At 68.1% G+C, this 25657-nt stretch carries 28 protein-coding genes and 1 tRNA gene; 11 read left to right on the top strand and 18 right to left on the bottom strand.

Annotated elements, in window-relative coordinates; genetic code table 11:
* Nucleotides 1–155 precede the first annotated feature (155 nt).
* A complete protein-coding gene (locus tag MJO54_RS21645; protein ID WP_105295165.1) occupies nt 156–986 on the bottom strand; it encodes an RDD family protein in 831 nt (276 codons plus the stop codon).
* 224 nt (nt 987–1210) lie between these two features.
* On the opposite strand from MJO54_RS21645, the gene MJO54_RS21640 reads away from it, so the two are divergent.
* The gene (locus MJO54_RS21640; RefSeq protein WP_046285072.1) at nt 1211–2203 is read left to right on the top strand and encodes a stage II sporulation protein M; all 993 of its coding nucleotides are present in this window, start codon (nt 1211–1213) and stop codon (nt 2201–2203) included.
* 22 nt (nt 2204–2225) lie between these two features.
* Here MJO54_RS21640 and MJO54_RS21635 read toward each other — a convergent pair whose 3' ends face one another.
* The 5 genes from MJO54_RS21635 to MJO54_RS21615 are packed head-to-tail and all read right to left on the bottom strand — an operon-like array spanning nt 2226 to nt 7494.
* On the bottom strand, nt 2226–3545 hold the full coding sequence (locus MJO54_RS21635; protein WP_046285071.1) for a DUF58 domain-containing protein: 1320 nt from the start codon (nt 3543–3545) through the stop codon (nt 2226–2228).
* Nucleotides 3542–4519 carry an AAA family ATPase gene (locus MJO54_RS21630; RefSeq protein WP_046285070.1) on the bottom strand — a complete coding sequence of 326 codons (978 nt, stop codon included), beginning with the start codon at nt 4517–4519 and terminating at the stop codon, nt 3542–3544. The genes MJO54_RS21635 and MJO54_RS21630 overlap by 4 nt, the downstream gene beginning before the upstream one ends.
* A complete protein-coding gene (locus tag MJO54_RS21625; protein WP_046285069.1) occupies nt 4516–5625 on the bottom strand; it encodes a DUF4350 domain-containing protein in 1110 nt (369 codons plus the stop codon). Before MJO54_RS21625 ends, MJO54_RS21630 begins: the two co-directional genes overlap by 4 nt.
* A complete protein-coding gene (locus tag MJO54_RS21620) occupies nt 5622–6230 on the bottom strand; it encodes a DUF4129 domain-containing protein (RefSeq protein WP_046285068.1) in 609 nt (202 codons plus the stop codon). The genes MJO54_RS21625 and MJO54_RS21620 overlap by 4 nt, the downstream gene beginning before the upstream one ends.
* Before the next feature lie 10 nt (nt 6231–6240).
* Nucleotides 6241–7494, bottom strand: coding sequence for a hypothetical protein (locus MJO54_RS21615; protein WP_234821538.1), 1254 nt, complete (start codon nt 7492–7494; stop codon nt 6241–6243).
* 25 nt (nt 7495–7519) lie between these two features.
* On the opposite strand from MJO54_RS21615, the gene MJO54_RS21610 reads away from it, so the two are divergent.
* The gene (locus tag MJO54_RS21610) at nt 7520–7984 is read left to right on the top strand and encodes a GatB/YqeY domain-containing protein (protein ID WP_046285066.1); all 465 of its coding nucleotides are present in this window, start codon (nt 7520–7522) and stop codon (nt 7982–7984) included.
* A gap of 285 nt (nt 7985–8269) precedes the next feature.
* Here the strand turns inward: MJO54_RS21610 and MJO54_RS21605 are convergent, their stop codons facing one another.
* The 6 genes from MJO54_RS21605 to ponA2 form a co-directional block, all read right to left on the bottom strand.
* Complete coding sequence (locus MJO54_RS21605) at nt 8270–8680, bottom strand: hypothetical protein (protein WP_046285065.1); 411 nt, start codon at nt 8678–8680, stop codon at nt 8270–8272.
* A 93-nt stretch (nt 8681–8773) separates the two neighbouring features.
* Nucleotides 8774–9031, bottom strand: a complete 258-nt coding sequence (locus MJO54_RS21600) for a DUF3297 family protein (RefSeq protein WP_046285064.1) — start codon at nt 9029–9031, stop codon at nt 8774–8776.
* 162 nt (nt 9032–9193) lie between these two features.
* Nucleotides 9194–9267 (bottom strand) — tRNA-Pro (locus MJO54_RS21595).
* Nucleotides 9268–9606: 339 nt separating this feature from the next.
* On the bottom strand, nt 9607–10713 hold the full coding sequence (gene cds1, locus MJO54_RS21590) for an L-cysteine desulfhydrase Cds1 (RefSeq protein WP_046285063.1): 1107 nt from the start codon (nt 10711–10713) through the stop codon (nt 9607–9609).
* Nucleotides 10710–11675 (bottom strand): metallophosphoesterase, encoded by a 966-nt coding sequence (locus MJO54_RS21585; protein ID WP_046285062.1) that lies wholly within the window; start codon nt 11673–11675, stop codon nt 10710–10712. Before MJO54_RS21585 ends, cds1 begins: the two co-directional genes overlap by 4 nt.
* Nucleotides 11676–11713: 38 nt before the next feature.
* A complete protein-coding gene (ponA2, locus tag MJO54_RS21580; RefSeq protein ID WP_046285061.1) occupies nt 11714–14134 on the bottom strand; it encodes a transglycosylase/D,D-transpeptidase PonA2 in 2421 nt (806 codons plus the stop codon).
* A 427-nt stretch (nt 14135–14561) separates the two neighbouring features.
* On the opposite strand from ponA2, the gene MJO54_RS21575 reads away from it, so the two are divergent.
* Entirely contained in the window at nt 14562–14897 is a 336-nt protein-coding gene (locus MJO54_RS21575) for a WhiB family transcriptional regulator (RefSeq protein ID WP_046285060.1), read from the top strand.
* A gap of 31 nt (nt 14898–14928) precedes the next feature.
* Here MJO54_RS21575 and bagB read toward each other — a convergent pair whose 3' ends face one another.
* Both bagB and bagA read right to left on the bottom strand, forming a co-directional pair.
* Nucleotides 14929–16080: an ATPase BagB gene (gene bagB, locus MJO54_RS21570; protein ID WP_046285059.1), complete on the bottom strand. Its 1152-nt coding sequence runs from the start codon at nt 16078–16080 to the stop codon at nt 14929–14931.
* Nucleotides 16077–17099 (bottom strand): ATPase BagA, encoded by a 1023-nt coding sequence (bagA, locus tag MJO54_RS21565; protein ID WP_046285058.1) that lies wholly within the window; start codon nt 17097–17099, stop codon nt 16077–16079. The genes bagB and bagA overlap by 4 nt, the downstream gene beginning before the upstream one ends.
* 47 nt (nt 17100–17146) lie before the next feature.
* Here bagA and sp36 point away from each other — a divergent pair, with 47 nt between their 5' ends.
* From sp36 to MJO54_RS21550, 3 genes are read left to right on the top strand one after another with little or no spacing between them, the layout of a single operon-like run.
* Nucleotides 17147–17308, top strand: coding sequence for a Sp36 family protein (gene sp36, locus MJO54_RS21560; protein WP_105295166.1), 162 nt, complete (start codon nt 17147–17149; stop codon nt 17306–17308).
* Nucleotides 17305–17772 (top strand): RidA family protein, encoded by a 468-nt coding sequence (locus MJO54_RS21555; RefSeq protein WP_046285057.1) that lies wholly within the window; start codon nt 17305–17307, stop codon nt 17770–17772. Before sp36 ends, MJO54_RS21555 begins: the two co-directional genes overlap by 4 nt.
* A 7-nt stretch (nt 17773–17779) precedes the next feature.
* Nucleotides 17780–18556 carry an MBL fold metallo-hydrolase gene (locus MJO54_RS21550; protein ID WP_046285056.1) on the top strand — a complete coding sequence of 259 codons (777 nt, stop codon included), beginning with the start codon at nt 17780–17782 and terminating at the stop codon, nt 18554–18556.
* 84 nt (nt 18557–18640) lie between these two features.
* Here the strand turns inward: MJO54_RS21550 and crp are convergent, their stop codons facing one another.
* Together crp and MJO54_RS21540 are read right to left on the bottom strand one after the other, a co-directional pair.
* The gene (crp, locus tag MJO54_RS21545; protein WP_013830875.1) at nt 18641–19315 is read right to left on the bottom strand and encodes a cAMP-activated global transcriptional regulator CRP; all 675 of its coding nucleotides are present in this window, start codon (nt 19313–19315) and stop codon (nt 18641–18643) included.
* Nucleotides 19316–19419: 104 nt separating this feature from the next.
* Entirely contained in the window at nt 19420–19560 is a 141-nt protein-coding gene (locus tag MJO54_RS21540) for a hypothetical protein (protein WP_165604556.1), read from the bottom strand.
* Between the two features lie 132 nt (nt 19561–19692).
* Here MJO54_RS21540 and nth point away from each other — a divergent pair, with 132 nt between their 5' ends.
* Genes nth through marP form a run of 4 tightly spaced genes read left to right on the top strand, consistent with a single transcriptional unit; the run spans nt 19693 to nt 23075 of the window.
* Nucleotides 19693–20427, top strand: a complete 735-nt coding sequence (gene nth, locus MJO54_RS21535; protein ID WP_105295172.1) for an endonuclease III — start codon at nt 19693–19695, stop codon at nt 20425–20427.
* A 13-nt stretch (nt 20428–20440) separates the two neighbouring features.
* Nucleotides 20441–21064: a TlpA family protein disulfide reductase gene (locus tag MJO54_RS21530; protein WP_064889314.1), complete on the top strand. Its 624-nt coding sequence runs from the start codon at nt 20441–20443 to the stop codon at nt 21062–21064.
* Nucleotides 21064–21885 (top strand): NUDIX hydrolase, encoded by an 822-nt coding sequence (locus MJO54_RS21525; RefSeq protein ID WP_082108311.1) that lies wholly within the window; start codon nt 21064–21066, stop codon nt 21883–21885. Before MJO54_RS21530 ends, MJO54_RS21525 begins: the two co-directional genes overlap by 1 nt.
* Nucleotides 21882–23075 carry an acid resistance serine protease MarP gene (marP, locus tag MJO54_RS21520; protein ID WP_046285054.1) on the top strand — a complete coding sequence of 398 codons (1194 nt, stop codon included), beginning with the start codon at nt 21882–21884 and terminating at the stop codon, nt 23073–23075. The genes MJO54_RS21525 and marP overlap by 4 nt, the downstream gene beginning before the upstream one ends.
* Before the next feature lies 1 nt (nt 23076).
* On the opposite strand, the gene MJO54_RS21515 is transcribed toward marP, so the two are convergent.
* Both MJO54_RS21515 and MJO54_RS21510 read right to left on the bottom strand, forming a co-directional pair.
* Nucleotides 23077–24042 carry an alpha/beta fold hydrolase gene (locus tag MJO54_RS21515; RefSeq protein ID WP_065152724.1) on the bottom strand — a complete coding sequence of 322 codons (966 nt, stop codon included), beginning with the start codon at nt 24040–24042 and terminating at the stop codon, nt 23077–23079.
* The gene (locus MJO54_RS21510; RefSeq protein ID WP_046285052.1) at nt 24042–24593 is read right to left on the bottom strand and encodes a phage holin family protein; all 552 of its coding nucleotides are present in this window, start codon (nt 24591–24593) and stop codon (nt 24042–24044) included. The genes MJO54_RS21515 and MJO54_RS21510 overlap by 1 nt, the downstream gene beginning before the upstream one ends.
* A 306-nt stretch (nt 24594–24899) precedes the next feature.
* Here MJO54_RS21510 and MJO54_RS21505 point away from each other — a divergent pair, with 306 nt between their 5' ends.
* Nucleotides 24900–25616, top strand: coding sequence for a chymotrypsin family serine protease (locus MJO54_RS21505; RefSeq protein WP_105295168.1), 717 nt, complete (start codon nt 24900–24902; stop codon nt 25614–25616).
* Nucleotides 25617–25657: the final 41 nt, after the last annotated feature.

Raw genomic sequence — 25657 nt, 5'->3', positions numbered from 1 at the left:
CTAACGATATATCGAGAACTATCGAGATGCAACGATAACGTCGGGCCGGCCGAGGGACGGTCGGGACAATGCCGAACGGAATCGGAAGCGTCAGCGCCATCGCCGGCGGAAGCCCTGCCGGTCGTTTGACCGCCAGGGTGCAAGGGCTTGGTCGGCTAGCTCGGGGGGAGGAATCCGCCAGTATTCGATGGCGGCCACGGCGCCGGAGGCGGCGGGAAATACGGCCCGGGCGGCATGACCTGAAACCGCGCCAGCTCGCGCTGATGCCGTTCGGCCAGCACGGCCGCCAGCACCAGCTCGGGCGGAGCATCCGGGGGCGGTGGTGGTGAGATGTGCGCGAGCACGTCACCGGAGATTCGGTAGGCCATCATCTGCCGGGTATGCGGGTCGAGCTGTGCGGCCCGGCCAAGGAACTGCCGTGCCAGTTCGGCGGATTCGGCCCGCAGGCCCGACAACTGCAACGTCGAGGCCCACCAGGCCAGCCCCGGCGGCATCATGGGCGGCGGCGTCGAGGCCGGGGCCCGTTCGCTGATCACCACCGTGCCGGCGAAGATATCGCCCAGGCGTTTTCCGCGCGGTGACAGCAGGCTGCAGATCACCGCCGGACTGCCGGTCAAAGCCCAGATCTCGACTACTGAGGCCAGCGCCCGAAAGAGTGCCTGCCGGAAGCGTTCCGGGCCGCCGTCATCGGACACCACCCGCAGCCCCATCGCCATCTTGCCCAGCGACCGGCCCCGGGTGACGGTCTCCATGATGACCGGATAACCGACCAAGAGCAGCACCGCGAAGATGATCATGATGGCCGTGGTCAACGCGTCGTCGAACCGGCCGAGCGTGGTGGCCCACAGCACGATCGCGCACAGGTATCCCACGATCACGACGGTGATGTCGATCAGCGCGCTGACCGCGCGCACCGGCAGCTGCGCGATCGCGATGTCGAGGACGACGGCGTCGCCGGTCACCAGCTCGGGGCTGCGGTTCGCCATAGCTCAGACGCTACTCGCCGAACAGGTCACATCGAGGCGCTCGCGGCCGGGCCGCCAGATCTGTATCGCCCGGCTTCGCCGTGCTCGCAGTCCTCGCTGTGCCTGTTGGCGTGGACCTGCGTCGCCCGGCTTCGCCGTGCTCGCAGTCCTCGCTGTGCCTGTTGGCGCGCGGACCTGCGTCGCCCGGCTTCGCCGTGCTCGCAGTCCTCGCTACGCTCGGCGACGTGGATGTCGACGCCTTCGTGCTGACCCATCGACCGACCTGGGACCGGCTGGAGACACTGGTCAAGAATCGGCGGCGGCTCGCCGGCGCAGAGGTCGACGAGCTGGTCGACCTCTATCAGCGTGTGTCCACCCATCTTTCGGTGGTGCGCTCGTCATCTTCGGACGCAGCGCTGATCGGCCGACTTTCCGCGCTGGTGGCGCGGGCGCGTGCCGCGGTAACCGGTGCCCATGCGCCGTTGGCCTCGGAATTCGTCCGCTTCGTGACGGTGTCGTTTCCGGTGGTTGCCTACCGCGCCTGGCGGTGGTGGCTGGGCACCGCCGTGGTGTTCCTGGCGGTGTCGGCGGTCATCGCCTGCTGGGTGGCCGGCAACGCCGACGTGCAGGCGGTGATCGGCACCCCCGCCGAGATCGACCGGTTGGTCAACCACGACTTCGCCGCCTATTACAGCGATCACCCGGCCGGATCCTTCGCGCTGCAGGTCTGGGTGAACAACGCCTGGGTGGCCGCTCGCGCCATTGCGTTCTCCGTGCTGCTGGGCCTGCCGATCCCGGCGCTGTTGTTCTCCAACGCGGCCAACCTCGGCTTGGGACTCGGGTTGATGTTCCACGCCGGCCGGGGCGGCTTCATGCTGGGACTGCTTGCCCCGCACGGGCTACTGGAGCTGACAGCGGTGTTCTTGGCCGGCGCGGTGGGCATGCGCCTGGGCTGGACCGTGATCGCCCCGGGCGATCGGCCCCGCGCGCAGGCACTCGCCGAACAGGGCCGCGCCGTCGTCGCGGTCGCCGTAGGGTTGGTCGTGGTGTTCGCCGTGGCCGGCCTGCTCGAGGCGGTGGTGACCCCATCGCCGCTGCCGACGTGGCTGCGGATCGGCATCGGGGCCGCAGTGGAGGTCGCGTTTCTGGCCTACGTCGTGTACTTCGGGCGCAAAGCGGTGGCCGCCGACGAAACCGGTGACATCGCCGATGCCCCCGATGTCGTCCCCACCGGCTAGCCCCGTCCTGCAAGCCCCGCGATCAGAGCCGCCCGGCGGCCTTCATCGCCAGATAGGCATCGGCCAGCGCCGGCGCCAGATCCTCGGGCGGGGCGTCGATCACCTGCACGCCGCTGCGACGTAATCGGGCCGCCATCGCGCGGCGGTCATTGCGGGCCCGCTCGGCGGCGCCGGCGTCATAGACCGCGGCCGCGTCGCCGCGTCCCTGGGCCAGCCGTTCCACTCGGGGATCGGCAACCGCCGCGAGGATCACCTGGTGGGCCGCGGTCAGATTCGGCAACACCGGTAGCAGGCCCTCTTCCAGGGCGGAGGGGTTGAGATCGGTCAACAGCACAACGAGGTTGCCTCGGCGCGCCCGTCGGGACAAGGTGGCCAGCATCGCCGCGGCATCGGATTCGACCAGCGCCGGCTGCAGTGGCGCCATCGCGTCGACCAGTTGAGCGAACAGCCGAGTCCTCGATGCCCCGAATACCCCGGCGCGGGTCACTTGATCATGGGCGAGCAGATCGACGTGATCGCCGGCGCGTAATGCCAATGCCGCCAGCAACAGTGCCGCATCCATCGACCAGTCCAGGCGCGGCCAGCCCGCGGGATCGCGTGCGGTGGGGTCTACCCCGATCCGGCCGGCCGCCGTGCGTCCGGTGTCGAGCACGATGACGACCCGCCGGTCCCGTTCGGGACGCCAGGTGCGCACCACCACCTCGGAGCGCCGTGCGGTGGCGCGCCAATCGATCGAGCGCACGTCGTCGCCGGCGACGTATTCGCGCAGCGAGTCGAATTCGCTGCCCTGGCCGCGTACCAGTGCCGGAAGATTCCCGTCGACCTCCCGTAGCCGGGCCAGCCGTGCCGGCAGGTGCCGGCGGGACAAGAAGGGCGGAAGCACCCGCACCTGCCCCGGCACCTGCCGAGAGCGCTGCCGCCCGGCCAGTCCCAGCGGGCCGATCGAGCGCACCGTGACCCGGGCGGCCTGCTGGTCGCCGCGGCGGATCGGCCGTAGCTCGGTGACCACTCGGGATAGCTGACCGGCCGCCAGCTCCAGCGGATGCGAGCGCGGTGTGGCGCAGGCGCTGGGCGACCAGGCATCACGGATCTGACCGCGGAATGGGCGGCTGCCGTTGACGATCCACAACGTGGTCGTGATCGTCTGGCCGAGCCGTATCGCGTTGTCCATGGACCGGTCGATGTGCAGCGCGGCGGGATCTGTCGTCAACGCGACGTCGAGCAGCACTGCCGCGGAGAGCCCAGCCAGCAGCAGCGCGAAGGCGGCCGCCGGCCAAGGGGCCAGCGTGATCGGCACGGCGCAGAGCAGTGCGATCAGCGCGGCACGACCGGTCAGAATCACCAGCGCGGCACCGGAACCGAGGCCAGGATGCTGTCGAGAACGCCGTCGGCGGTGGCGCCTTCGAGTTCGGCCTCCGGGCGCAACATCACCCGGTGCCGCAGCGTGGCGCGAGCCATCGACTTGACGTCGTCGGGCGTCACGTAATTGCGCCCGGACAGCCACGCCCACGACCGCGAGGTGGCGAGCAACGCGGTCGCACCGCGCGGTGAGACACCCAGCTGTAAGGCGGGCGAGTGCCGGGTCGCCGCCACCACGTCGACGATGTAGCCCAGCACCTGGTCGGCCACCAGCACCTGGCGCACCGCGGCACGCCCGGCCGCCAGATCCTGTGCGCCGGCCACCTGGGCCACCGCGGACAGGTCGTGCGGATCGAAGCCCTGCGCATGCCGAGCCAAGATGTCGATCTCGGCTTCGCGTACCGGCAGCGGCACAGTCAACTTGAGCAGGAATCGGTCGAGCTGAGCCTCCGGCAGCCGGTAGGTGCCCTCGTACTCGATGGGGTTGGCGGTGGCGGCAACGATGAACGGGTCGGGCAGCGGCTTGGCCGCGCCGTCGACGCTGACCTGACCTTCCTCCATCGCCTCCAGTAGCGCGGCCTGGGTCTTGGGCGGGGTCCGGTTGATCTCGTCGGCCAGCAGCAGATTGGTGAAGACCGGTCCGGGCCGGAACACGAACTCCGCGGTGTGGGTGTCGTAGACCAGCGAGCCGGTGATGTCTCCGGGCATCAGGTCCGGGGTGAACTGGACCCGTTTGAAGTCCAACCGCAACGCGGCGCTCAGAGTTCGGACCAGCAGTGTTTTCGCCACGCCTGGAACACCTTCGAGTAGTACATGGCCGCGGCACAACAGCGCGATCACCAGGCCGCTGACCACAGCGTCCTGGCCGACCACTACCTTGGCGACTTCGCTGCGCAACGCCAGCAATGCATCGCGGGCTGCGGCAGCGGCCGGATTCTCTGCGGGAGTGTGAGTCACGAGTGGGTGACCTGCCTTTCGATGTCGTCGAGTGCGTGGGCCAGGGCGATCAGGGCTTCGTCGGATTCCGGAGGCGGACCGAACAGCAAGTTCCACAACCAGTCGGGGTGCGCCCCAATGCGTGTCGACACTGCCGCGACCAACGCGGGCGGTTCGGGTCCCGGGCCCAACCCCAGGCGCGGAGCCAGTCGGCGCAGGGCGGCAGTGCGCAGGGCGGCGGCTGCTCGATCGCGGGCCCGGTGCGAGCGGTAGAGCCGGCCGAGCCCTTCGACGGTCTCCGATGCGCGGACGACGACGGGTAATTGTTCGGCGACCAGGGGGCCGAGTCGGCGGCCCTTCCAAATGGCGGCCAGGGCCAGTGCCACACACAGTTGCCAGAACAGCCATCGTAGGTTCGGTGGGATCAGGCCGGCAATCGCGGCTTTCCCTGATTTTGCGCCTTGAATATGTTGGGGCGCATACCAGATCAGGCGATCGGAGGTGCCGGCAAGGTTCATAGCCAGCGCGGCGTTGCCTTCCCGGGCCAGGTCGGCGTTGGTCATGAACGTCTCGCTGCCGATCACGGTGATGGTCCGCTTGCCGTCGCGGTAGCGCACTAGGGCACCGTCGTAGCAGCTTTCCAGTGAATGGCCTTTGGTTGCAACATAGGTCGCAGTGGTGCGCAGGTCGACGGCTCCGGCCCGTTGCGCCTCGCGCAGGCCGCAATCGGGCTGGTGGGTGTACGCCCGTGCGGGGCCGGACCGAATGCCGGACGCGAGGGCCTTGCGGGCCAGGGCGTCCGGTGCCACCAGAAGCAGGTCGCCGGGCAGATCGGCCAGCCGGTTCATCAGCTCGTTGCCGGCGATGCGCGGGGTCTGGGCCACCAAGACCAACGTGTCGGGACGTGCCTGCAGGGCAACGTCATCGACGGTTGCGGCGGGCACAACCTCGACCCCACGGTGACGCAGCAGTGTCACCAATGCGTGCGCACCCTCGGGGCCGGTGGCATCGGGATCCATTCGGCCGCCCGGCCGCGGTGTGGTCAGGTAGGCGCCCACCGCCGAAACCGCCACGATCACGGCCAAGGCCGCCGCGACCCACAGCCATGTCCGCCGCCTGGTCGTCATCGGTACTGCCGAGCCTGTGTTGTGGCCTGCACCCGCTCATCGAGTTCTGTGACGATCCGATATCCCTCCGGGGTGGCGGGCAGCTCGCCGTAGTTGACGTCGTTGAACGTCTCGGCGGCCCGGAACAGCTCACCGGCCAGGGCGGGTAGCGCCGCACCGGCGTCGCGGGCCAGTTCGGTGGCGGTGCGGCCCGTGGCGGGATGCAAGACCCCGTTCTCCTCGAGCCCGCGAGCCACGGCCCGCAGGCGGTGCCGGATCGCCTCGACCCAATCGCCCGCTGCGGCATGCAGTTGCGCGGCGGCGCGATGTTCGGCGGCGCTGAGCTGTGTTGCGCCGTACAACGGATCGCCGCGGTGGCCGTCGTGCAGCATGCGACGGCTGACGTGGACGGCGGCCACCACGGCCGCCGCGAGGACGATCAGCAACACGCTGATGGTGAACCATCCGCCGGGCAACTCCGCACCCTTGAGCACCAACCGCCGTACCAGCGTCTCGATGAAGTCGAGGAACTGCTGCTTGGGCGACGGCCGCGGGTACATCGGTTTTGCCAGCTCGCGTTCGGCCGCTTCGCGGGCGGCTTCGCGGTCGACGTCGACGGTGGGCACCCCGGGATCCTTACCCCGGGGGCCGGGTCAGCCAGAGGTTGTCAGTCCACCCGCCGACATACGGCCCACCGGCGGCGCCGGTTCGCAGTACCAGGTCGAAGGCCTCGCCCCGGATGCGGCGGTCGGTGTATAGCAGAACCGACACCCCGGCGCTGAAGGGCAGCACGATGATCTGACCAATCGTCGTTCCGATCCGGGAGAACAGGCCCAACTGTGCACCGCCGGTCAGGGCGTCTGCGCCGTGGGTGACGATCATCCCGAAGATGTTGAAGGGAAACGCCACTGCGCTGCTGATCAGGGAGACGATCAGGGCCGTCAGGGCCATGATGCCCAGCACTCGCCAGAAGCTGTTGCGCACCAAGTAGAACGAGCGGCGCATCGCTTCGAACACGGGTTGGCGCTCGAGCACGATCACGGTCGGCGCGAAGACCAGCACGGTGTAGCCGTAGGCCAATGCTGCGATCAGTGCCGGTACCATCGGCACGGCGATCAACACTGCGGCGCCGGTGCCGCCCGCGCCTTCGGCGAACGCGATCAGGGCCGCCGCGAAACCACACAGCACCGCCGCGGCGAGGCCGATCAGGGCGGTCAGTCCGATCAGCGGACCGAAGCGATCACGCACGATCGCCCAGGCTTCGGCGATGGTGATCGGCGACCCGAACACCGCGCGGCCGACCACCACCGTCAGTAGGCCGGTCAACACGATGGTGCCCAGGGCGGTCACGATAGCCGCGCCGACAGAACCGGTCAGCCACGCCGCCACATCACCGCCGGAGAGCTCCGACGACGACCTACCCGGGCCTGAAGGGCCGAGCGCCGACAGCAGGCCGAACAGGGCGATTCCGCTGATGATCTGGGTGGCCACCACCACCACGGCGGTAAGGCCGAGCACGGTCTTCGGGTTGGCCCGGATGTAGCCCACGGCGCCGTTGTAGATGTCGGTCAGGCTCAGTGGGCGCAGCGGAATGATGCCGGGCTTGAGTTCAGGTTGCGGATAGCCCACCGGGGCGCCGTATCCGGGCGGCGGGCCGTAGCCGGGTGGGGAACTGAAGCCCGGAGGAGGTGCTCCGTAGCCGGGCGGAGGGCCATAGCCCGGAGGTGGGGGACCGTAGCCCGGAGGAGGTGGGCTGTAGCCGGGCGGGGGGCCGTAACCCGGGGGCGGGGGACCGTAGCCCGGTGGCGGGGGGCCGTAGCCCGGTGGCGGGCCGTAGCCGGGAGGCGGAAAACCAGGTCCGGGGTAGCCCGGCGGAGGCGGATTCACCATGTGGCTGAGCGTAGCGTTATGGGGCATGGCGGAACTCAAATCCCAGTTGCGTACCGATCTCACGGCGGCGATGAAGGCGCAGGACAAGCTGCGCACGGCGACTCTGCGAATGTTGTTGGCTGCGATCCAGGCCGAAGAGGTAGCTGGCAAACAGGCCCGGGAACTGACCGACGAGGACGTCCTGAAGGTGTTGGCGCGCGAAGCCCGCAAGCGTGCGGAGTCTGCGACGATCTACACCCAGAACGGCCGGGGTGACCTCGCCGCCGAAGAGCACGCCGAGGCTCGGATCATCGACGAGTACCTTCCCGCGCCGCTCAGCGACGCCGAATTGGCCGACGTCGTCGACACCGCGCTGGCGCAGGTCGCCGAGGCGATCGGGGAGCGGCCGCACATGAAGCACATGGGCCAGGTGATGAAGGCCGCCACCGCGATTGCCGCGGGTAAGGCCGACGGTTCGCGGCTGTCGGCCGCGGTCCGTGAACGGCTCTAGCGCGGTCAAGGCGGTAGCGCTCAAAGGAATTTCGGAACAGGCCCTGCGGTGATGTAGCCAGCGCCGAAGGGCGGTCCAGGCCTGGCCCCATCGGGGCCGAGTTTCGGTCTCGATGTCGCCGAGTCGCAAACACCGCTCAGTCGTGGTTGAAATGTGCCGAAAGCGCGATCAGGATCGCCACGATGACGAGAATGACGACGACGGGAAGCGCCCACGGGAGTACCGCTTCGATCACACCACCAGCATAGGCCGGTTCCGGCAGGCAGGAGCCGGGCCGGAACGGCTCTAGGAACCGGTTGCGGGCAACTGCCAACCCGTCAGCGCGGCGATGAAGCTGTCGGGATCGGTAACGCTGACGTAGAGACTGCGGACCGGCCTGTTGAACAAGCCGGCCGTCGGTGCCTTGCTCGGTTTGACGCCGTGGGTGAGCCGTATCTGGACCACACCGTGCCGGGATCCGTTGACCAGCCAGCCATTACACGCCTGATGGACGCCCCAGCCCCACATGCGTTCCGGTGCCGGCCGGGCGGATTCGATGTTGTTCAAGGCGATGTCCATGGCGAAAGCCCATCCGCTGCGGACGTGCAGTAGTCCGTCGGCCACCCGGATGCTGGCCCGCCCGGGCCCCAGGCCGAACACGGTCGCCAGTGGCCGATACCACCGGTCGTAGCGCATCGGGAAGTCCACAGCAGACATTGTCTACCGCCAAGGAAGTCGGTGGACCGGATTCGATACAACCAGGCACGGCCTGACAAAGTCAGAACCGCGCCAGTAACCGAGGGGCGTCGGCTATTCCGCTACGCGGAAATACGGTTCAACCGTGCCGCTGAGCTTGACGACCATCGGATTTCCGCGGCGATCCTTGGCGGTAGGCACTTCCACACGCACCCAGCCCTCGGCCACGTCGTATTCGTGCACGTTGGTTCGCTCGACGCCATTGAAGCGAATACCCACGTCGCGGCGGAGCACCTCTTCGTCATAGAAGGCGCTGCGCGGATCGATTGAGAGGTGATTCGGCGGAACGTCTGTGTTCTGATCCTCGGACATGATGGCCTTCGTTGAATGCTGCGTTACGTTCTCGGATTTGGTTCTCTGAGAACCTACGCGACCAAGCCTGGTGGATGAAATCACAGGCATACTGGGGACCGCGACGGAAAAAGGCCCCGACCGGAATAACCGGTCAGAGCCCTCTACCTGCAACAACCTGAGTCGGGGTGGCGGGATTCGAACCCACGACCTCTTCGTCCCGAACGAAGCACGCTACCAAGCTGCGCCACACCCCGTGTGAAGCCACGACAGCGTATCGCACCGCGCCGCCGGTCACCCAAACGCCCAGGCTGTGCCGATAGCGGAGACCCCCAGCGCCCGGCTTCGCCGCGCTTTCGATCCCCCGCGTAACCGTCATCGAGGCGCAGCTCACTAGCTCCCCGGAGCATGAAACGCCCCACATCCGGCGCGTGGAGCTCGCAAACATAGGCGGACTTAGGCAGACTGGCTAATAAGGTTTAGCGCAAAGGGAGTCAGATCATGACGCTGTTAGGCGGAGCGGTGTATGCCGGTTTCTTCGCTCTGGCTGCGGTGTGGCTTGCCGCCACCAACCCCGACGCAGCCGAAGAGCAGGCTCAGGCGAACGCAAACCGGCAGGACCTCTCGAACTCGGCCAAGACTGCGGCCGCAGCCGTCGGGTCCAGCCCTTGCTGCGCCAGCCAGTCGTCGTTGTAATAGGTGTCGGCGTAGCGGTCGCCGCTGTCGGCCAGCACGGTGACCACCGATCCGTTGCGCCCGTCGGCAACCATCTCGGCCAGTAGCGCAAACGCTCCCCAGACGTTGGTGCCGGTCGAGGCGCCTACCCGACGCCCCAACACCGCGCTGACGTGCCGCGCCGTGGCCACCGAGGCGGCATCGGGCACGGCCACCATCCGGTCCACCACGTCGGGCAGGAACGACGGTTCCACCCGCGGCCGGCCGATGCCTTCGATCCGCGACGATTCCTCGACCACCACGTCGTAGCGGCACTGCTCGTAGGCGGGGTAGAACGCCGAATTCTCCGGGTCCACCACGCACAACCGGGTCGCGTGCCGGCGGTACCGGATGTAGCGGCCGATCGTTGCGCTGGTGCCGCCGGTGCCGGCCCCCACCACAATCCAATCCGGGATCGGATGGGCCTCGTCGCGCATCTGGGAGAACATCGACTCCGCGATGTTGTTGTTGCCGCGCCAGTCGGTGGCCCGCTCGGCGTTGGTGAACTGGTCCAGGTAGTGCCCGCCGGTGTCGGCGGCGATCCGCTCTGCTTCGGCGTAGACATCGGCCGAATGCGCGACGAAATGACAGCGCCCGCCCTGCGCCTCGATCAGCGCCACTTTTGATGCACTGGTCGAGGACGGCATCACTGCGACGAACGGCAGGCCCAGCAGGGCCGCGAAGTAGGCCTCTGAGACCGCGGTGGACCCCGAGGACGCCTCGACCACCGTGGTGCCCTCGGCGATCCGGCCGTTGCACAGTCCGTAGAGAAACAGCGAGCGGGCCAGCCGGTGCTTGAGGCTGCCGGTGATGTGGGTGGTCTCGTCCTTGAGGTACAGCGCCACGTCGGCTTCGGCGGCCCACGCCGCGGGCAGCGGATAACGCAGCAGATGGGTGTCGGCGCTGCGCCGTGCGTCGGCTTCGATCAGCCGGATCGCGTTGTCGGCCCAGCGCCGTGGATGCCCGTGATCGGCGATCCGTCCGGTCAACGGGCCGACACGGAGGGCTGGGTCGAGCCGCGGGTGAGTTGCGAGTCGTCACCGCCGGTGGGCGCCGCCACCAGGGTCAGCAGGCTGGCCTCGGGACGGCAGGCGAACCGCACCGGCGCGAACGGTGAGGTGCCGATGCCCGCGGAGACGTGCAGGCGCATGTGCGCACCCCACTGCGAGGGCCCCTTGACCCGGGAGCGATCCAGCCCGCAGTTGGTGACCAGTGCGCCGTAGAACGGCACGCACAGCTGGCCGCCGTGGGTGTGGCCGGCCATCACCAACTGGTAGCCGTCGCCGGCGAACCGGTCCAGCACGCGTGGCTCCGGCGAATGGGTCAGCCCCAGGCGTAGGTCGGCGGTCAGGTCGGCCGGGCCGGCGATGGTCTCGTAGCGGTCCCGCTCGATGTGCGGGTCGTCGACACCGGCCGCGGCAATCCGATGGCCGGCCACATCGAATTCACGACGGTTGTGGGTCAGGTCCAGCCAGCCCCGTTCGGTGAAGGCCGCGCGCAGATCCTGCCAGGGCAGCGGGACGCCGTGGATGCGATGCGTCGGCTTGGTGAGGTACTTGGCCGGGTTCTTCAGCCGCGGACCGAAGTAGTCGTTGCTGCCGAACACGAATACGCCCGGCACCGACAGCAGGTCACCCAGGGCCTGCACCACCGCCGGCACCGCCTTCGGATGTGCAAGGTTGTCGCCGGTGTTGACCACCAGATCGGGCTCCAGGCGCACCAGTTCCCGCAGCCAGGCCTGCTTGCGGCGCTGCCCGGGACGCATGTGGATGTCGCTGATGTGCAGGACCCGCAGCGGTGCGGAGCCGGGCGCCAGCACCGGCATCGTCGCCTCGCGCACCACGAACGCGTTGCGTTCGACCAGCGCGCCGTATCCGATCGCGAGAGCCGCCGGCCCGAGCGCCGCCGAAGCGGCGACGACGGACCGGGTCAGGGCAGGTGAAGGAGCCATGGCGTTCAGACTACTGCGCCCACAGCGCGCTACCGCGGTTACGGCGGCGGCGCAGGGGGCGGCAGCAGCGGAATGGTGATCGGCGGCAACCCGGGAATCTCCACCACCGTCGAACCCACCGGTCCGATCGGCGGCAGGCCGTCCGGCGGCGGTGGCGGTGGCGGCGGGATGCCGTTGCTGACCTCGATGGTGATGATCGAGCCGGGAATGGTCTGACCATTCGGTGAGGTGCCGACCACGGCCCCCGAACGGGCGCTGCTGTTGACCCAGTTCGGCTGGTCGGCGACTTGGAATCCGACTTCCTTGAGGCGAGCCCGGGCGGCGTCCACGTCCAGGCCGGTGACGCTGGGCACCCGTGAGTTGGGGCCGCCATCGACATACCGCGGATCAGTCGGCGGCATTATGACGTCGCCGAATTCGGTGGAGATCGGTTTCATCGCCGCGAACCAGGTCCGGGCCGGCTCGTTGCCGCCGTAGAGGTCCCCGTCGCCGCAGTGCCGCAGCGGGAACGAGCACAGATCTCCGGGCGAGAGGGAATCGTCGAAGATGTAGTTGGCCGCCGCGTAACGGTTGGTGAAGCCCAGAAAACCCGACGAGCGGTGCGCCTCGGTGGTGCCCGTCTTGCCCGCCATCGGCAGATCCCAGCCCACCGAACCGGCGGCCGGCGCCGCGGTGCCGCCGCCTTGGATGTCCTTGCTCAAGGCGTTGGCCATCGTGTTCGCGAGCCCTTCAGGAACCACTCGCTCACAGGTCTCGGTGGTCACAGCCACCTCGTTGCCGTTGCGGTCGAAGACCTTGTCGATCGGATTCGGCGGGCACCAGACCCCACCGGAGGCCAAGGTGGCGGCAACGTTGGACAGCTCCAGCGCGTTGACCTCGATCGGGCCCAGGGTGAACGAGCCCAGATTCTGCCGTTTGACGAAGTCGGCCAGGCTCTCGTTGCTGTCCGGGTCGTAGTCGCGGGCGGTGCCCGGATCGGCATAGGAGCGCAGGCCTAGCTTGATCGCCATGTCCACGGTGCGGCCGACGCCGACCTGGGAGATCAGTTTCGCGAACGCGGTGTTGGGCGAGGTCGCCAGCGCGGTGGAGACGTTCATCGGGGACCGGTAGGGCGCGACGTTGACCACGCACCAGGTCTCCTTGGGGCAGCCCTTGGCGCCGCCCGATCCCATGCCCTTGGTCTGGAACCGGCCGGGCACTTCGAGATCGGCGCTGATACCCATGCCCATCTCCAGCGCCGCGGCCACGGTGAATGTCTTGAAGATCGACCCGGCGCCGTCACCGACCAGTGAGAACGGTTGCGGCCGCATGGTTTCGCCGAGGTCGGCGTTGAGCCCGTAGGTGCGGTTGCTGGCCATGGCGAGCACCGGGTGCGCGTCACTGCCGGGCTTGATCACGCTCATCACGCTGGCGATGCCTTGCACGTTGGGGTTGGCGAAGCTGTCGATCGCCTCTTTGATCGGGGCCTGCACGTCGGGGTCCAGCGTGGTGTGGATGACGTAGCCGCCGCGGGCCACCTGCTCCTTGCTGATCCCCGCCCGCGTCAGGTACTCCTGCACGTAGTCGCAGAAGAAGGCCCGGTCGCCGGCCGCGATGCAGCCCCGCGGCAGCTCGTTGGGCTGCGGCAGGATGCCCAGCGGCTCCTGCTTGGCCGCGCGCAGCGCGTCGGCCTCGCCGGGGATGTTTTCGATCATCGTGTCCAGCACCAGGTTCCGTCGCGCCAGCGCACCCTCGGGATTGGTGTAGGGGTTCAGCGTGCTGGTCGACTGCACCATTCCGGCCAGCAGGGCCGACTGCTGCCAATTCAGGTCCACGGCGTCCACACCGAAGTAGGTCTGGGCGGCATCTTGGATGCCGAACGAGTTGTTCCCGAATGACACCAGGTTGAGGTAGCGGGTCAGGATCTGCGGCTTGGTGAAGGTCCGATCCAAGGTGAGCGCCATCCGGATTTCGCGGAGCTTGCGCGCGGGAGTGGTCTCGATCGCGGCACGCTTCTCGGCGTCGGTCTGGGCCAGGACCAGCAGCTGGTAGTTCTTGATGTACTGCTGCTCCAGCGTCGAGCCGCCGCGGGTGTCGATATCTCCGGAGGCATAGCCGGCCAGCCCGGTCAGCGTGCCCTTCCAGTCCACCCCGCTGTGCTCGGCGAACCGTTTGTCCTCGATGGAGACGATCGCCAGCTTCATCGTGTCGGCGATCTTGTCGCTGGGCACCTCGAACCGGCGCTGCGAGTACAACCACGCGATCGTGTTGCCCTTGGCGTCGACCATCGTCGATACCGCGGGCACGTCACCGCTGACCAGCTGGGCCGACCCGTTGGCCACCACGTCGGAGGCGCGGTTGGACATCAGGCCGATACCGCCGGCGACGGGAAACAGCAGCGCCGCGAGCAACACGGCGGCGAGCAGACAACACCCGGCCAGTTTGAGCACAGTAGGGCCGGTCGGGGGGCGCTCCGACATGGCTTACACACTAGCGGTGGTCGCAAGCGCGGCGGAGCCGGGCGATGGGGGCCACTGCCATCAACCCTGCCCCCGGTAGCAGTGGTGCTCGCCTAGGACCCCCAACGCCGCGGGAACCGCAAGGCCGCTTTAACTGACGTAGGCGTCAAAAAAGGGCGGTTCATCCGACGGTCCCACTGCTGACCGTCGCGCAGATCATGATCGGACTGCACGGTCGTCCCAAAAAAGTGCCGATCAACCTGTTGCGCAGACAGCACCTGACCACCTAACTTGGACATCAAGTGCGATTCAGGTAACACTGATGACACGATGTGGCGTAGATCGCAATGTGTCGGTCGGCGCCGATGTTGAATAGGTGGCTGCCGGCGGCGGCCGGGACGGAGGATCGTCAGTGTCTGTTGCAGGGACAGCGGTTCACAACACCAGCATGCCAACGGCTTCAGCATCCCAAGCCCCCCGAGCCGTCTTGCGCGGCGTGCAGGACGAGGGCCGAATCGCCTGGGTTTCCAAAGCCGTCTGCCGCGGTGCGGATCCCGATGAACTCTTCGTACGCGGTGCGGCACAACGCAAAGCCGCGGTGATCTGTCGGCACTGCCCGGTCGTCCTCGAGTGTCTGGCCGACGCCCTCGACAACCGGGTCGAGTTCGGCGTGTGGGGGGGCATGACCGAGCGGCAACGCCGGGCACTGCTCAAGCAGCACCCCGAGGTGACGTCTTGGCGCGAGTACTTCGCCGCTCAGCGCAAGCAGCGTGACGCCGGCTGACGCCGGGCTGAGTCTCTCTTCGCTTCTACTTCTACTTCTTCGCCGTCAGCTGGTCGGCGATCGCGCCGAGCGCCTCCAAATCGGAGACGTCGAACGGCAATGACGGCACCCCCACGATGGGAACCCGCGGGTTGGCCCGGGTGAAACGTGACAGCAGTCGGATCTCACGCTTGGCGGTGGCGCCGCGCTCGGCGTGAATCTGCAGCGCAGCCGTGGTGAGTGCCTTCGTCCCCTCGGGCAGGGCCGTGCCGGGCTCCTGCAGCGTCTCGATCGCGTCGATAGCGCGCTCGATGGGCAGGTCGCACAACATCGGGTGGGTGCGGTTGAGAATCAGCCCGGCCAGCGGCATGTGCTCTTCGGAGAGTCGGTCGACGAAGAAGGACGCCTCCCGCAACGCATCGGGTTCGGCTGCCGACACCACTACGAACTGGGTGCCGCGGCGCTTGAGCAGGTCATAGGTGCGGTCTGCCTTCTCCCGGAAGCCGCCGAAGGTGGCGTCGAGGGACTGCACGAAATTCGCTGCGTCGGAAAGCATTTGCGAACCCAACACGGTCGACAGCGCTTTCATCGCCAGGCCGACCGCACCGGCGACCAGCTTGCCGATGCCCCGCCCGGGGCCCAAGAGCAACTTCCACAACCGGCTGTCCATGAAACTGCCCAGCCGCTTGGGTGCGTCCAGGAAGTCCAGGGCGTTGCGTGACGGCGGGGTGTCGACGACCACCAGATCCCAACGGTCCTCGCTCAGCAACTGGCCGAGCTTCTCCATCGCCATGTACTCCTGCGTGCCGGAGAGCGAGGTGGCGACCGTTTGGTAGAACTGGTTGCCCAGGATCGCCTCGGCCCGCTCCGGGCCGGAGTACTGCGTCACCATCTCGTCGAAGGTGCGGCGCATGTCGAGCATCATCGCGTACAGCTGACCCGGCACTTCCGCAGGTAGCTGTACCCGCTGCGGGTTATTGCCCAGGTCTTCGATGCCCAGCGCCTGCGCCAGCCGACGGGCCGGGTCGATGGTCAGCACCACCACGGTGCGGCCATATTCGGCGGCCCGCAGCGCCATCGATGCGGCGGTGGTGGTCTTGCCGACGCCGCCGGCGCCGCAGCACACCACCACGCGATTGGCGGTATCGGACAGGATTGTCGCCAAGTCCAGCGCCAGTGGCTTGCCGGTCGTGTCGGGTGTCATCGAACCCCCTGTTGGCCGAGGATCTCGGAAAGTTCATAGAGGCTGCCGAGGTCGACCCCGTCGGTGATCGTCGGCAGATGCAGGCGCGGCACGTCCAACTGCTGCAGCTGCTCGGCCGTTTCCGTCCGGGCGCTGATGCGGGTGGCGTGCTGGATGGTCTCGGTCAGCAGGCCGGCGAAGTCGTCGTCGCTCAGCGTGATCCCTGCCGCGGACAGTCCGGCCCGGAGCGCGTCGGCGTCGACGACGCCTTCGGCGGCCTTGGCCAAGTCCGCGGGGTCCAGGTGTGCGGGGATGTCGCGGTTGACGATCACGCTGCCGATCGGCAGGTCCAGCGCCCGCAACTCATCTATGGCCTCCAGGGTCTCCTGCATCGGCAGGGCCTCCAGCAGCGTCACCAGATGGATGGCGGTCTGGTCGGAGTGCAGCAACTTCACCACGCCGTCAGCCTGCGAATGCACCGGGCCGCCCTTGGCCAGCTGCGACACCGCCTTGGTGACGTCGAGGAACCGGGAGATCCGGCCGGTCGGCGGCGCGTCCACCACGATCGCGTCGTAGATCGGCTTGTTGTTCTTATCGGTCTGGATCACGTGGTACTTGATCTTGCCGGTGAGGATGACGTCGCGCAGGCCGGGCGCGATGGTGGTCGCGAACTCGACCGCACCGACGCGTCGCATCGCCCGCCCGGCGATCCCCAGGTTGTAGAACAGGTCCAGGTATTCCAGGAACGCGGCTTCGATATCCATCGCTAGCGCGTCGACCTGCCCACCGTCCTCGGCGGTTGCGACCTTGAGTGGGGTGATGGGTAGCGGCGGCACGTCAAAGAGTTGCGCAATGCCTTGGCGCTCTTCGACTTCCACCAGCAGCACCCGCCGCCCGCCGGCTGCCAGCGACAACGCCAGTGCGGCCGCAACCGTCGACTTGCCGGTACCGCCCTTGCCGGTCACGAAATGCAGCCGGGCCTTCGTCAATCGCGAAGGCCAGCCGAGAAGCGGCTCGCTGCTGGATGTGGCTGTCACCACTGCATGCTAACCAAGTACTTGGGCGTCCTAGCGATAAGCTCGCTGCCATGAGTCAACGCACGGTCTGGGAGTACGCCACCGTCCCCTTGATCACGCACGCCACCAAGCAGATCCTCGACCAATGGGGAGAAGACGGCTGGGAGTTGGTGTCGGTGCTGCCGGGGCCTTCCGGTGAGCAGCTCATCGCCTTCCTGAAGCGTCCGCGATGAGCTGGCGGGCCCGGCTGACCGAACTCGGGATCGCGCTGCCCGGCGTCGTGGCGCCGCTGGCGGCCTACGTGCCGGCGGTGCGCACCGGCAACCTCGTCTACACCTCCGGGCAGTTGCCGATGCAGGCCGGCGAATTGCCGCGCACCGGCAAGGTGGGCGCGGAGGTCAGCCCGGAGGAGGGCCACGCGCTGGCCCGGATCTGCGCTCTGAACGCGCTGGCCGCCGTGGATGCCCTGGTCGGGCTCGATGCCGTGGCTCGGGTGGTCAAGGTGGTCGGATTCGTCGCGTCGGCGCCGAACTTCAACGGGCAGCCCGCCGTGGTCAACGGCGCCTCCGAGCTGTTGGGTGAGGTGTTCGGCGATGCCGGCAAGCACGCCCGCTCCGCGGTCGGGGTCTCCGAGCTGCCGCTGAACGCGCCGGTGGAGGTCGAACTGATCGTCGAGCTGAAGGCCGCGGCGGAGTAGCGCAGCGGTGTCGGCCAGTCATCCCGCGTACGGTCGGCTGCGGCCGGTCACCGAGACCGCGTCGGTGCTGCTGGCCGACAACCCCGGGCTGATGACCCTGGATGGCACCAATACCTGGGTGTTGCGTGGCCGGGGCAGCGACGAGGTGGTGATCGTTGACCCGGGGCCTGACGATGACGAGCACATCGGCCGGCTGGCTGACGTCGGCCGGATCGCCCTGGTGTTGATCAGTCACCGGCACTTCGATCACACCGAGGGCATCGACAAGCTGGTGGACGCCGTCGGGGCACCGGTGTACTCCGCGGGGAGCGGATTTCAGCGCCGGCTCGGCGGCGGGTTGACCGATGGTCAGGTGATTGACGCGGCTGGCCTGCGGATCACCGTGTTTGCCACCCCGGGCCACACCGCGGACTCGCTGTCGTTCGTGCTGGACGACGCCGTCCTGACCGCCGACACCGTGCTGGGGCGCGGCACGACGGTCATCGACTCCGAGGACGGCGACCTGACGCGCTACCTGGACTCGCTGCGGCGCCTGCGCGGCCTGGGTGGACGCACGGTGCTGCCCGGGCACGGACCGGAGCTGCCCAACATCGAGGCGGTGGCCAGCGGCTACCTCGAGCACCGCGAACAGCGGCTCGACCAGGTGCGCTCCGCGCTGGTCGCGCTGGGCGAGGACGCCACCGCCCGACAGGTCGTCGAATACGTCTACACCGACGTCGACGAAGAGCTGTGGGGTGCCGCCGAATGGTCGGTGCAGGCCCAGCTGAACTACTTGCGGAGCTGAAGAACCCCGCGTCGAGACCGACGTTTTGCAGCGAAAGTGCGAGTAGAACTCTGCAAAACGTCGGTTTCGACGTGAGTGACGCGACTAGCGCGCCCGGCGGGCCAGCCGCTCGGAGTCAGAGATCAGCACGCTCTTGCCCTCGAGCCGGATCCAGCCACGGTGGGCGAAGTCGGCCAGCGCCTTGTTCACCGTCTCCCGCGAGGCCCCGACCAGCTGGGCGATCTCTTCCTGAGTCAGGTCGTGGGTGACCCGCAGGGCCCCGCCTTCCTGGGTGCCGAACCGTTGCGCCAGCTGCAGCAGCTGCTTGGCGACCCGGCCGGGCACGTCGGTGAAGATCAGATCGGCCAGGTTGTTGTTGGTGCGGCGCAGCCGGCGGGCCAGCACGCGCAGCAGCTGCTCGGCGATCTCGGGCCGATCGGAGATCCACGACCGCAGGGCGTCACGGTCCATCGAGACCGCGCGCACCTCGGTGATGGTGGTCGCGCTCGAGGTCCGGGGACCAGGGTCGAAGATCGAGAGCTCACCGAACATGTCCGAGGGACCCATGATGGTCAGGAGGTTCTCCCGGCCATCAGGAGAACGCCGGCCGATCTTCACTTTCCCGGAGACGATGATGTACAGCCGGTCGCCGGGCTCTCCTTCGGCGAACACGGTGTGTCCGCGCGGAAAGTCCACGGGCTGAAGCTGCTTGGTCAGCGCTGCTACGGCGCTGGGCTCAACTCCCTGGAAGATTCCGGCCCTCGCCAGGATCTCGTCCACGATGCCCCTTAGATGTTTTTGATGAAGGTTTGAAATCGTAAGTGCGGGCCGCTACCCGGCCAGCCACCTGAGTCTAGAGCTAGGCGTCAAGCGAGGTTACAACGCTACACACGGTTGGTACGCCGATTCGGGGGAAACTGCGGATTCGCCTTCTCCACCTGACTCAACCCGGTTTCGATGCGTTCCAGCCCGACCGCCGACAGCATCAGCAGCGTCGGGATGGCGGTGATCAGCAACCAGGACACAAGTCGTCAGTAAACATGGGCAAAGTCTCGTTAGGGTCACAAATTAGTACCCTGTCGGAGGTGACGGTGGACAAGGCGCCCAGCGCGGCGCGGACCGAGACCCGGACCGGACTGGTCCGGCGCGCTCGTCGGATGAATCGGACTCTGGCGCAGGCCTTTCCCGACGCCCACTGCGAGTTGGACTTCACCAATCCCTTGGAGTTGGCTGTCGCCACCGTGCTGTCGGCGCAGTGCACCGACGTGCGAGTGAACCTGACGACGCCGGCGTTGTTCGCCCGATACCCCACCGCGCTGGACTACGCCCAGGCCGACCGCACCGAGCTGGAGGAGCTGATTCGGCCCACCGGCTTCTATCGCAACAAAGCGGCCTCTCTGATCAACCTCGGCCAGGCCTTGGTGGAACGTTTCGACGGCGAACTGCCCGACACCATGGACGAGCTGGTGCGCCTGCCCGGGGTGGGGCGCAAAACCGCCAACGTGATCCTGGGCAACGCGTTCGGGGTCCCGGGCATCACCGTGGACACCCATTTTGGCCGCTTGGTGCGACGCTGGGCCTGGACCAGCGAGGAAGACCCGGTCAAGGTCGAGCACGCGGTCGGTGAGCTCATCGAACGCAAGGAATGGACCTTGCTCAGCCACCGGGTGATTTTTCACGGCCGACGGGTCTGCCACTCCCGCAAGCCGGCCTGCGGGGTGTGCGTGCTGGCCAAGGACTGCCCCTCGTTCGGAATCGGGCCCACCTCTCCGATGGAAGCTGCCGCGCTGGTCAAAGGCCCCGAGACCGAGCATCTGCTGGCCCTGGCCGGGCTAGCGGCGGTCGCCAGCCCGACGGAGTCGGGCGCAGCGGGCCGCCGCAATCGGGTGTAGCGGCCCGCCGAGGATGAGCAGGTCGACGCGATGGACGATCGCGATACTGGCGGTGGTGGCCGCTTTGCTTGCCGGATTGGTGAGCGAACTTCGTCGCGAACCGGCCGTGCTGCGACCGGGCGGCACGACGAGCGTGGTCGGCTCCGGGCCAGACCTGGCCGAACTGCGTCAACGCGCCGACCTGCCACCCTGCCAAGCGGGACCGGGCGACAGCGGGCCGAGCATCCTGCGCGGCGTCACCGTCGAGTGCGCGGCCGATGGTTCGCCCGTCGACGTGGCGGCGATGTTCGCCGGTCGGAAGATAGTGCTCAACCTGTGGGCGTACTGGTGTGGACCGTGCCGCGCCGAGCTGCGGGCATTCGCCGAATACCAGCGCCGGGTCGGGCCGACCGTGACGGTGGTGACGGTGCATCAAGACGACAACCAAGCCGCCGGGTTGGCCCTGCTGGCCGAGCTGGGCGTGCGGCTGCCCACCCTGCAAGACGGCCGCCGGCAGCTGGCGGCGGCGTTACGGGTTCCCAATGTGATGCCCGCGACGGTGGTGCTGGCCGCGGACGGTAGCGTTGCCCGCATCCTGCCGCAGCCCTTCGCCAATGCCGAAGAGATCGCCGCCGCCGTCGAGAACAGTGGCCGCTGATGTGGGGTGATCAGGATCCGGCACGCAAGGGAGGCGCGGTGAGCGCTGGCGAGTCCCAGTCCTGGGCCCCGTCGCGCGCCCCGTCTTGGCTGCGCCCGCTGGTCGACAACGTCGAGAAGGTGCCGACGGCCTACCTGCACCGACTGCCCGCCGATGTTCGGGCGATGATCACGGCGGCCAATGCCAAGGCCAGCGTCACCGGACGCCGGCGCGACGCGGCCGTACTGGTGCTGTTCTCCGGCCCGCCCGACGGCCCGCCGGAGGCGATATCGGAATCGGCTGACCTGCTGGTCACGGTGCGGGCTTCGACGCTGCGCCATCACGCCGGGCAGGCCGCATTTCCGGGCGGAGCGGTCGACGCGGGCGACGACGGTCCGATTGCCACCGCGTTGCGCGAGGCCAACGAGGAGACCGGGATCGACCCGGTCCGGGTGCACCCGTTGGTCACGTTGGACAAGATCTTCATCGCCCCCTCGGGGTTCCACGTGGTGCCGGTGTTGGCCTACTCCGAGGATCCCGGACCGGTGACCGCCGTGGACCCGGGCGAGACCGCGATCGTGGCCCGCGTTCCAGTCCGGGCATTCATCAACCCCGAGAACCGGTTGATGGTTTACCGTGATGCGCGCAGTCGGCGTTGGGCCATGCCGGCGTTCCGGCTCAACCAGATGCTGGTCTGGGGATTCACCGCCCAGGTGATCTCGGCGATGCTGGATGTGGCCGGCTGGGCACAGCCCTGGGACACCAGCGCGGTACTCGGGCTGGACGAGGCCATGGCGTTGGTTGGAGAAGAACCTGGTGGAACGGGGATGACTGGGATATGACGTCGTCGCAGTGGCTGGACATCGCCGTGCTGGCGATCGCCTTCGTTGCCGCAGTATCCGGCTGGCGTTCCGGCGCCCTGGGCTCCCTGCTCTCTTTTGTCGGTGTTGCGTTGGGGGCGATGGCCGGCGTGCTGTTGGCCCCGCACCTGATCGAGAGCGTCTCCGGTGCGCGGCTGAAACTGTTCGCCGCGTTGTTTCTGATCCTGGCCATGGTTGTCATCGGCGAGGTTGCCGGAGTGGTGCTGGGCCGGGCGGTGCGCGGTGCGATCCGCAACCCCGGTGTCCGCGGAGTCGACTCCATCATCGGGGTAGTGCTGCAGCTCGGGGTGGTCCTGATCGCGGCCTGGCTGCTGGCCACCCCGTTGACCGCATCCGATCAGCCGAACCTGGCCGCCGCCGTCAACGATTCGCGAGTGTTGCGCCAGGTCGACGATGTCGCGCCGCAGTGGCTCAAGAACGTGCCTCGGCGGCTCTCGGCGGTGCTCGACGATTCCGGGCTGCCCGCCGTGCTGGAGCCCTTCAGTCACGCCCCGATCGCCGCGGTGGATGCGCCGGACCCGGAACTGGCCGCCAGCCCGGTGGTGGAAGCCACGGCGCCGAGCGTGCTGCGGATCCGTGGTGTGGCGCCCAACTGCCAGAAAGTGTTGGAGGGCACCGGATTCGTCATCTCGCCCACCCGGGTGATGACGAACGCGCACGTGGTAGCCGGCTCGGACAGCGTCACCGTGGAGAGCGGAACCAAATCGTATGAGGCCACGGTGATCTCCTTCGATCCCAAGGAAGACATCTCGATCCTGGCGGTGCCCGATCTGCCGTTGCCGCCGTTGGCGTTCGCCTCCTCGCCCGCCCAGGCCGACACCGATGCGCTGGTGTTGGGCTACCCCGGCGGCGGGGTCTTCGAGGCCACCCCGGCCCGGATCCGCGACGTCATCAACCTTGAGGGTCCCGACATCTACCGCAACACCACTGTCACCCGCCGGGTTTACACCATCAGGGGCACTGTGCAGCAAGGTAATTCCGGCGGGCCCATGATCGACATGGACGGCCGGGTGATCGGCGTGGTGTTCGGTGCGGCCGTCGACGACGCTGACACCGGGTTCGTGATGACCGCCGAGGAGGTTGCGGGTCAGCTCGCCCGCATCGGCGACACCCAGCCGGTCTCGACGCAGACCTGCGTCGGGGGAGAGTGAGTTACGCTCCGCCGCTTAGGAATTGCATCAGGTGGCCGTTGACCACCTCGGGCGCCTCTTCGTGAGCGAAATGTCCCGCGCCGGGAACCGACACGTATTGCCCGTGCGGCGCGTACTGCCGCGTCTTGTTGACCGGGTCAGCCAGCACGTAGGGGTCGTCCTCGCCGCGTAGGTGCAGCAGCGGAATGTTCAGCGTGCGCAGGTCCAGCGCCTTCATGAACCGTTGGCCCTCAGCGCGGAACTGACTACGCACCGCCCAGCGCTGGTACTCCAGCGCGCAATGCGCCGCCGAGGGGATCTGTACCGCGGTTCGCAGGTGCCCGATGGTCTCGGCGAAGTCCGCACTGGTCTGCCAGTTCGCCCCAGCTCTACTGCGCACCAAGCGCTCAAGCTCGGCTCCATCGCGGCGGGTCAGGGAGCGCTCCGGCCAGAACGGCACCTGGTACCGCAGCAACCATGGCAACAGCGCCCGGCCTTGTTCGGCGTGGGTCAGCGCCGAGTTGCGCAGCGCCGCCGGATGCGGCGAGCTGACTACGGCGATATCGCGCACCAATCGGGGGTGCAGCAGCGCGGTCGCCCAGCACACCAGGCCACCGTCGGCGTGGCCGACCAGGGTCGCCGAAGAGTGCCCCAGGGCCCGGATCAGTCCGGCGGTGTCACCCGCCAGCGTCCAGCCGTCGTAGCCGCGGGGAGGCTTGTCACTACCGCCGTAGCCGCGCAGATCGACGGCGACGACCCGGGCATCGCTCAGCCCGCGCAGCTGATGACGCCAGGTCCACCAGAACGAGCCGAACCCGTGCAGCAGCATGACCAGCGGCCGCGACGTCGGCGGAGCGTCGGCGGAGGTGGTCGTGTCTTTGCCGACCGTTGTCGCCTCGACGACATGGAAGCGAATGCCGTTGGCGTGGATGTCCCAGTGTCGCCACGGCCCGTCGATACGGGTGATCGACGGATCCGGTGGCGGCACTACCAGCCCGAGGGATCGGTGGTCGGCCTACCGGGCGAGCCCGCCGACGCCGACGAGGCGTGCAGGCGGTCCGGGTCGGGACGCAGCGCGTCGCGGGCCTCACGCACCGATTCGATCGTTTGGCGCGGCCCGCGGATGCGGCGCACCCGCAGGAAACCGAGCAGCGCCAGGGCCACGGTCACCACCAGCATGATCCCGAACACGATCAGATAGGCGGCCCAGTCCTGCAGCCACATGTTGAGCAGCTCTGCGACGAAGAAGAAGAAAAAGAAAGTGGAGTAGAACAGCACGACCAGGGCCGCGATGAAGAACACGCTGCCGGTCAGGCCCTTTTTGACGTCCCGAGTGATCTCGGCGCGGGCCAATTCTACCTCCGCGCGCACCAACGTCGACATCTGTGCCGTGGCGTCCTTGACGAGGTCACCCAGGGACGGGTCGGCGGGCAGCGCGTGCGGGTCGGCCAACGGGATGGTCGCCAAGGTGTTGGGCACGCCGTTGCGGTCCGCCTTGGCCGCGGCGCGTAATGCATTCCTGCGATCGGCCTTGCTCACTGGCTGTCCTCCCGTTCGCCGTCGTCGCGGCTTAATGTTGCCATGCGGTAGCTGACCCGACGAGTGACCCCGGAAAAGCTGCGGCAGCTCTCGGCGCATGGCGGCGGCCCGCGGCGCCCGGCTTCGCCGCGCTTGCGACCGCCGCTGGGCCTGATGGCGTTGGCCCGCGCGTCCGACTCCGTCGTCCTTGCGACCGCCGCTGGGCCTGATGGCGTTGGCCCGCGCGTCCGACTCCGTCGTCCTTGCGACCGCCGCTAGGCTGTTTCTCTACCACCGGGGGTGGAGTTGATCGACGGGAGAACCGCTGTGCTGATCGCACACCGCTGGTTGCTACGCAGCGCCACGGCGCTGTTGGCCTGGGTGACCTGTGCCGCCTTGGCCACCGTCGTCGCACCGGTGGCCCGAGTCGCCGCCGACGACAAGGTGGTGATGGGCGGGGGCGCCGGCATCGTGGTCGACGAGGACACGTTGTGCACGCTGACCGCGATCGGCCACGACAAGACCGGTGCGCTGATCGGTTTCACCTCGGCACACTGCGGTGGCCCTGGCGCGCAGGTGGCCGCCGAGGGCTCCGAAGGCAACGGCATCATCGGCCACATGGTGGCCGGCAATGACGGCCTGGACTACGCGGTGATCGAGTTCGACCCGAACAAGGTGACGCCGGTGTCCAACTTCGGCGGCTTCGTGATCGGCGGCATCGGTCCGGACCCGATCTTCGGTCAGATCGCCTGCAAACAGGGCCGGACCACCGGCAACTCCTGCGGCCTCACCTGGGGGCCGGGCCAAGACCCCGGCACCATCGTGATGCAGGTCTGCGGTCGCCCCGGCGACTCCGGCGGGCCGGTCGTGGTGAACAACATGCTGGTCGGCATGATCCACGGCGCGTTCAGCGACGCGCTGCCGACCTGCGTGATCAAGTACATCCCGCTGCACACACCGGCGGTCGTGGTGTCGATCAACGCCGTGTTGGGCGACATCAACGCCAACGACCGGCCGGGCGCGGGCTTCGTCCCGATCGGCTAGGCGAGCGCAAGCGGGCCGGAGCCGGGCGCCGCGGGTGGCCG

The sequence above is a fragment of the Mycolicibacter virginiensis genome (genome assembly GCF_022374935.2).
GTDB classification, from domain to species: domain Bacteria; phylum Actinomycetota; class Actinomycetes; order Mycobacteriales; family Mycobacteriaceae; genus Mycobacterium; species Mycobacterium virginiense.
This window is presented reverse-complemented; position numbering and strand designations above follow the sequence as displayed.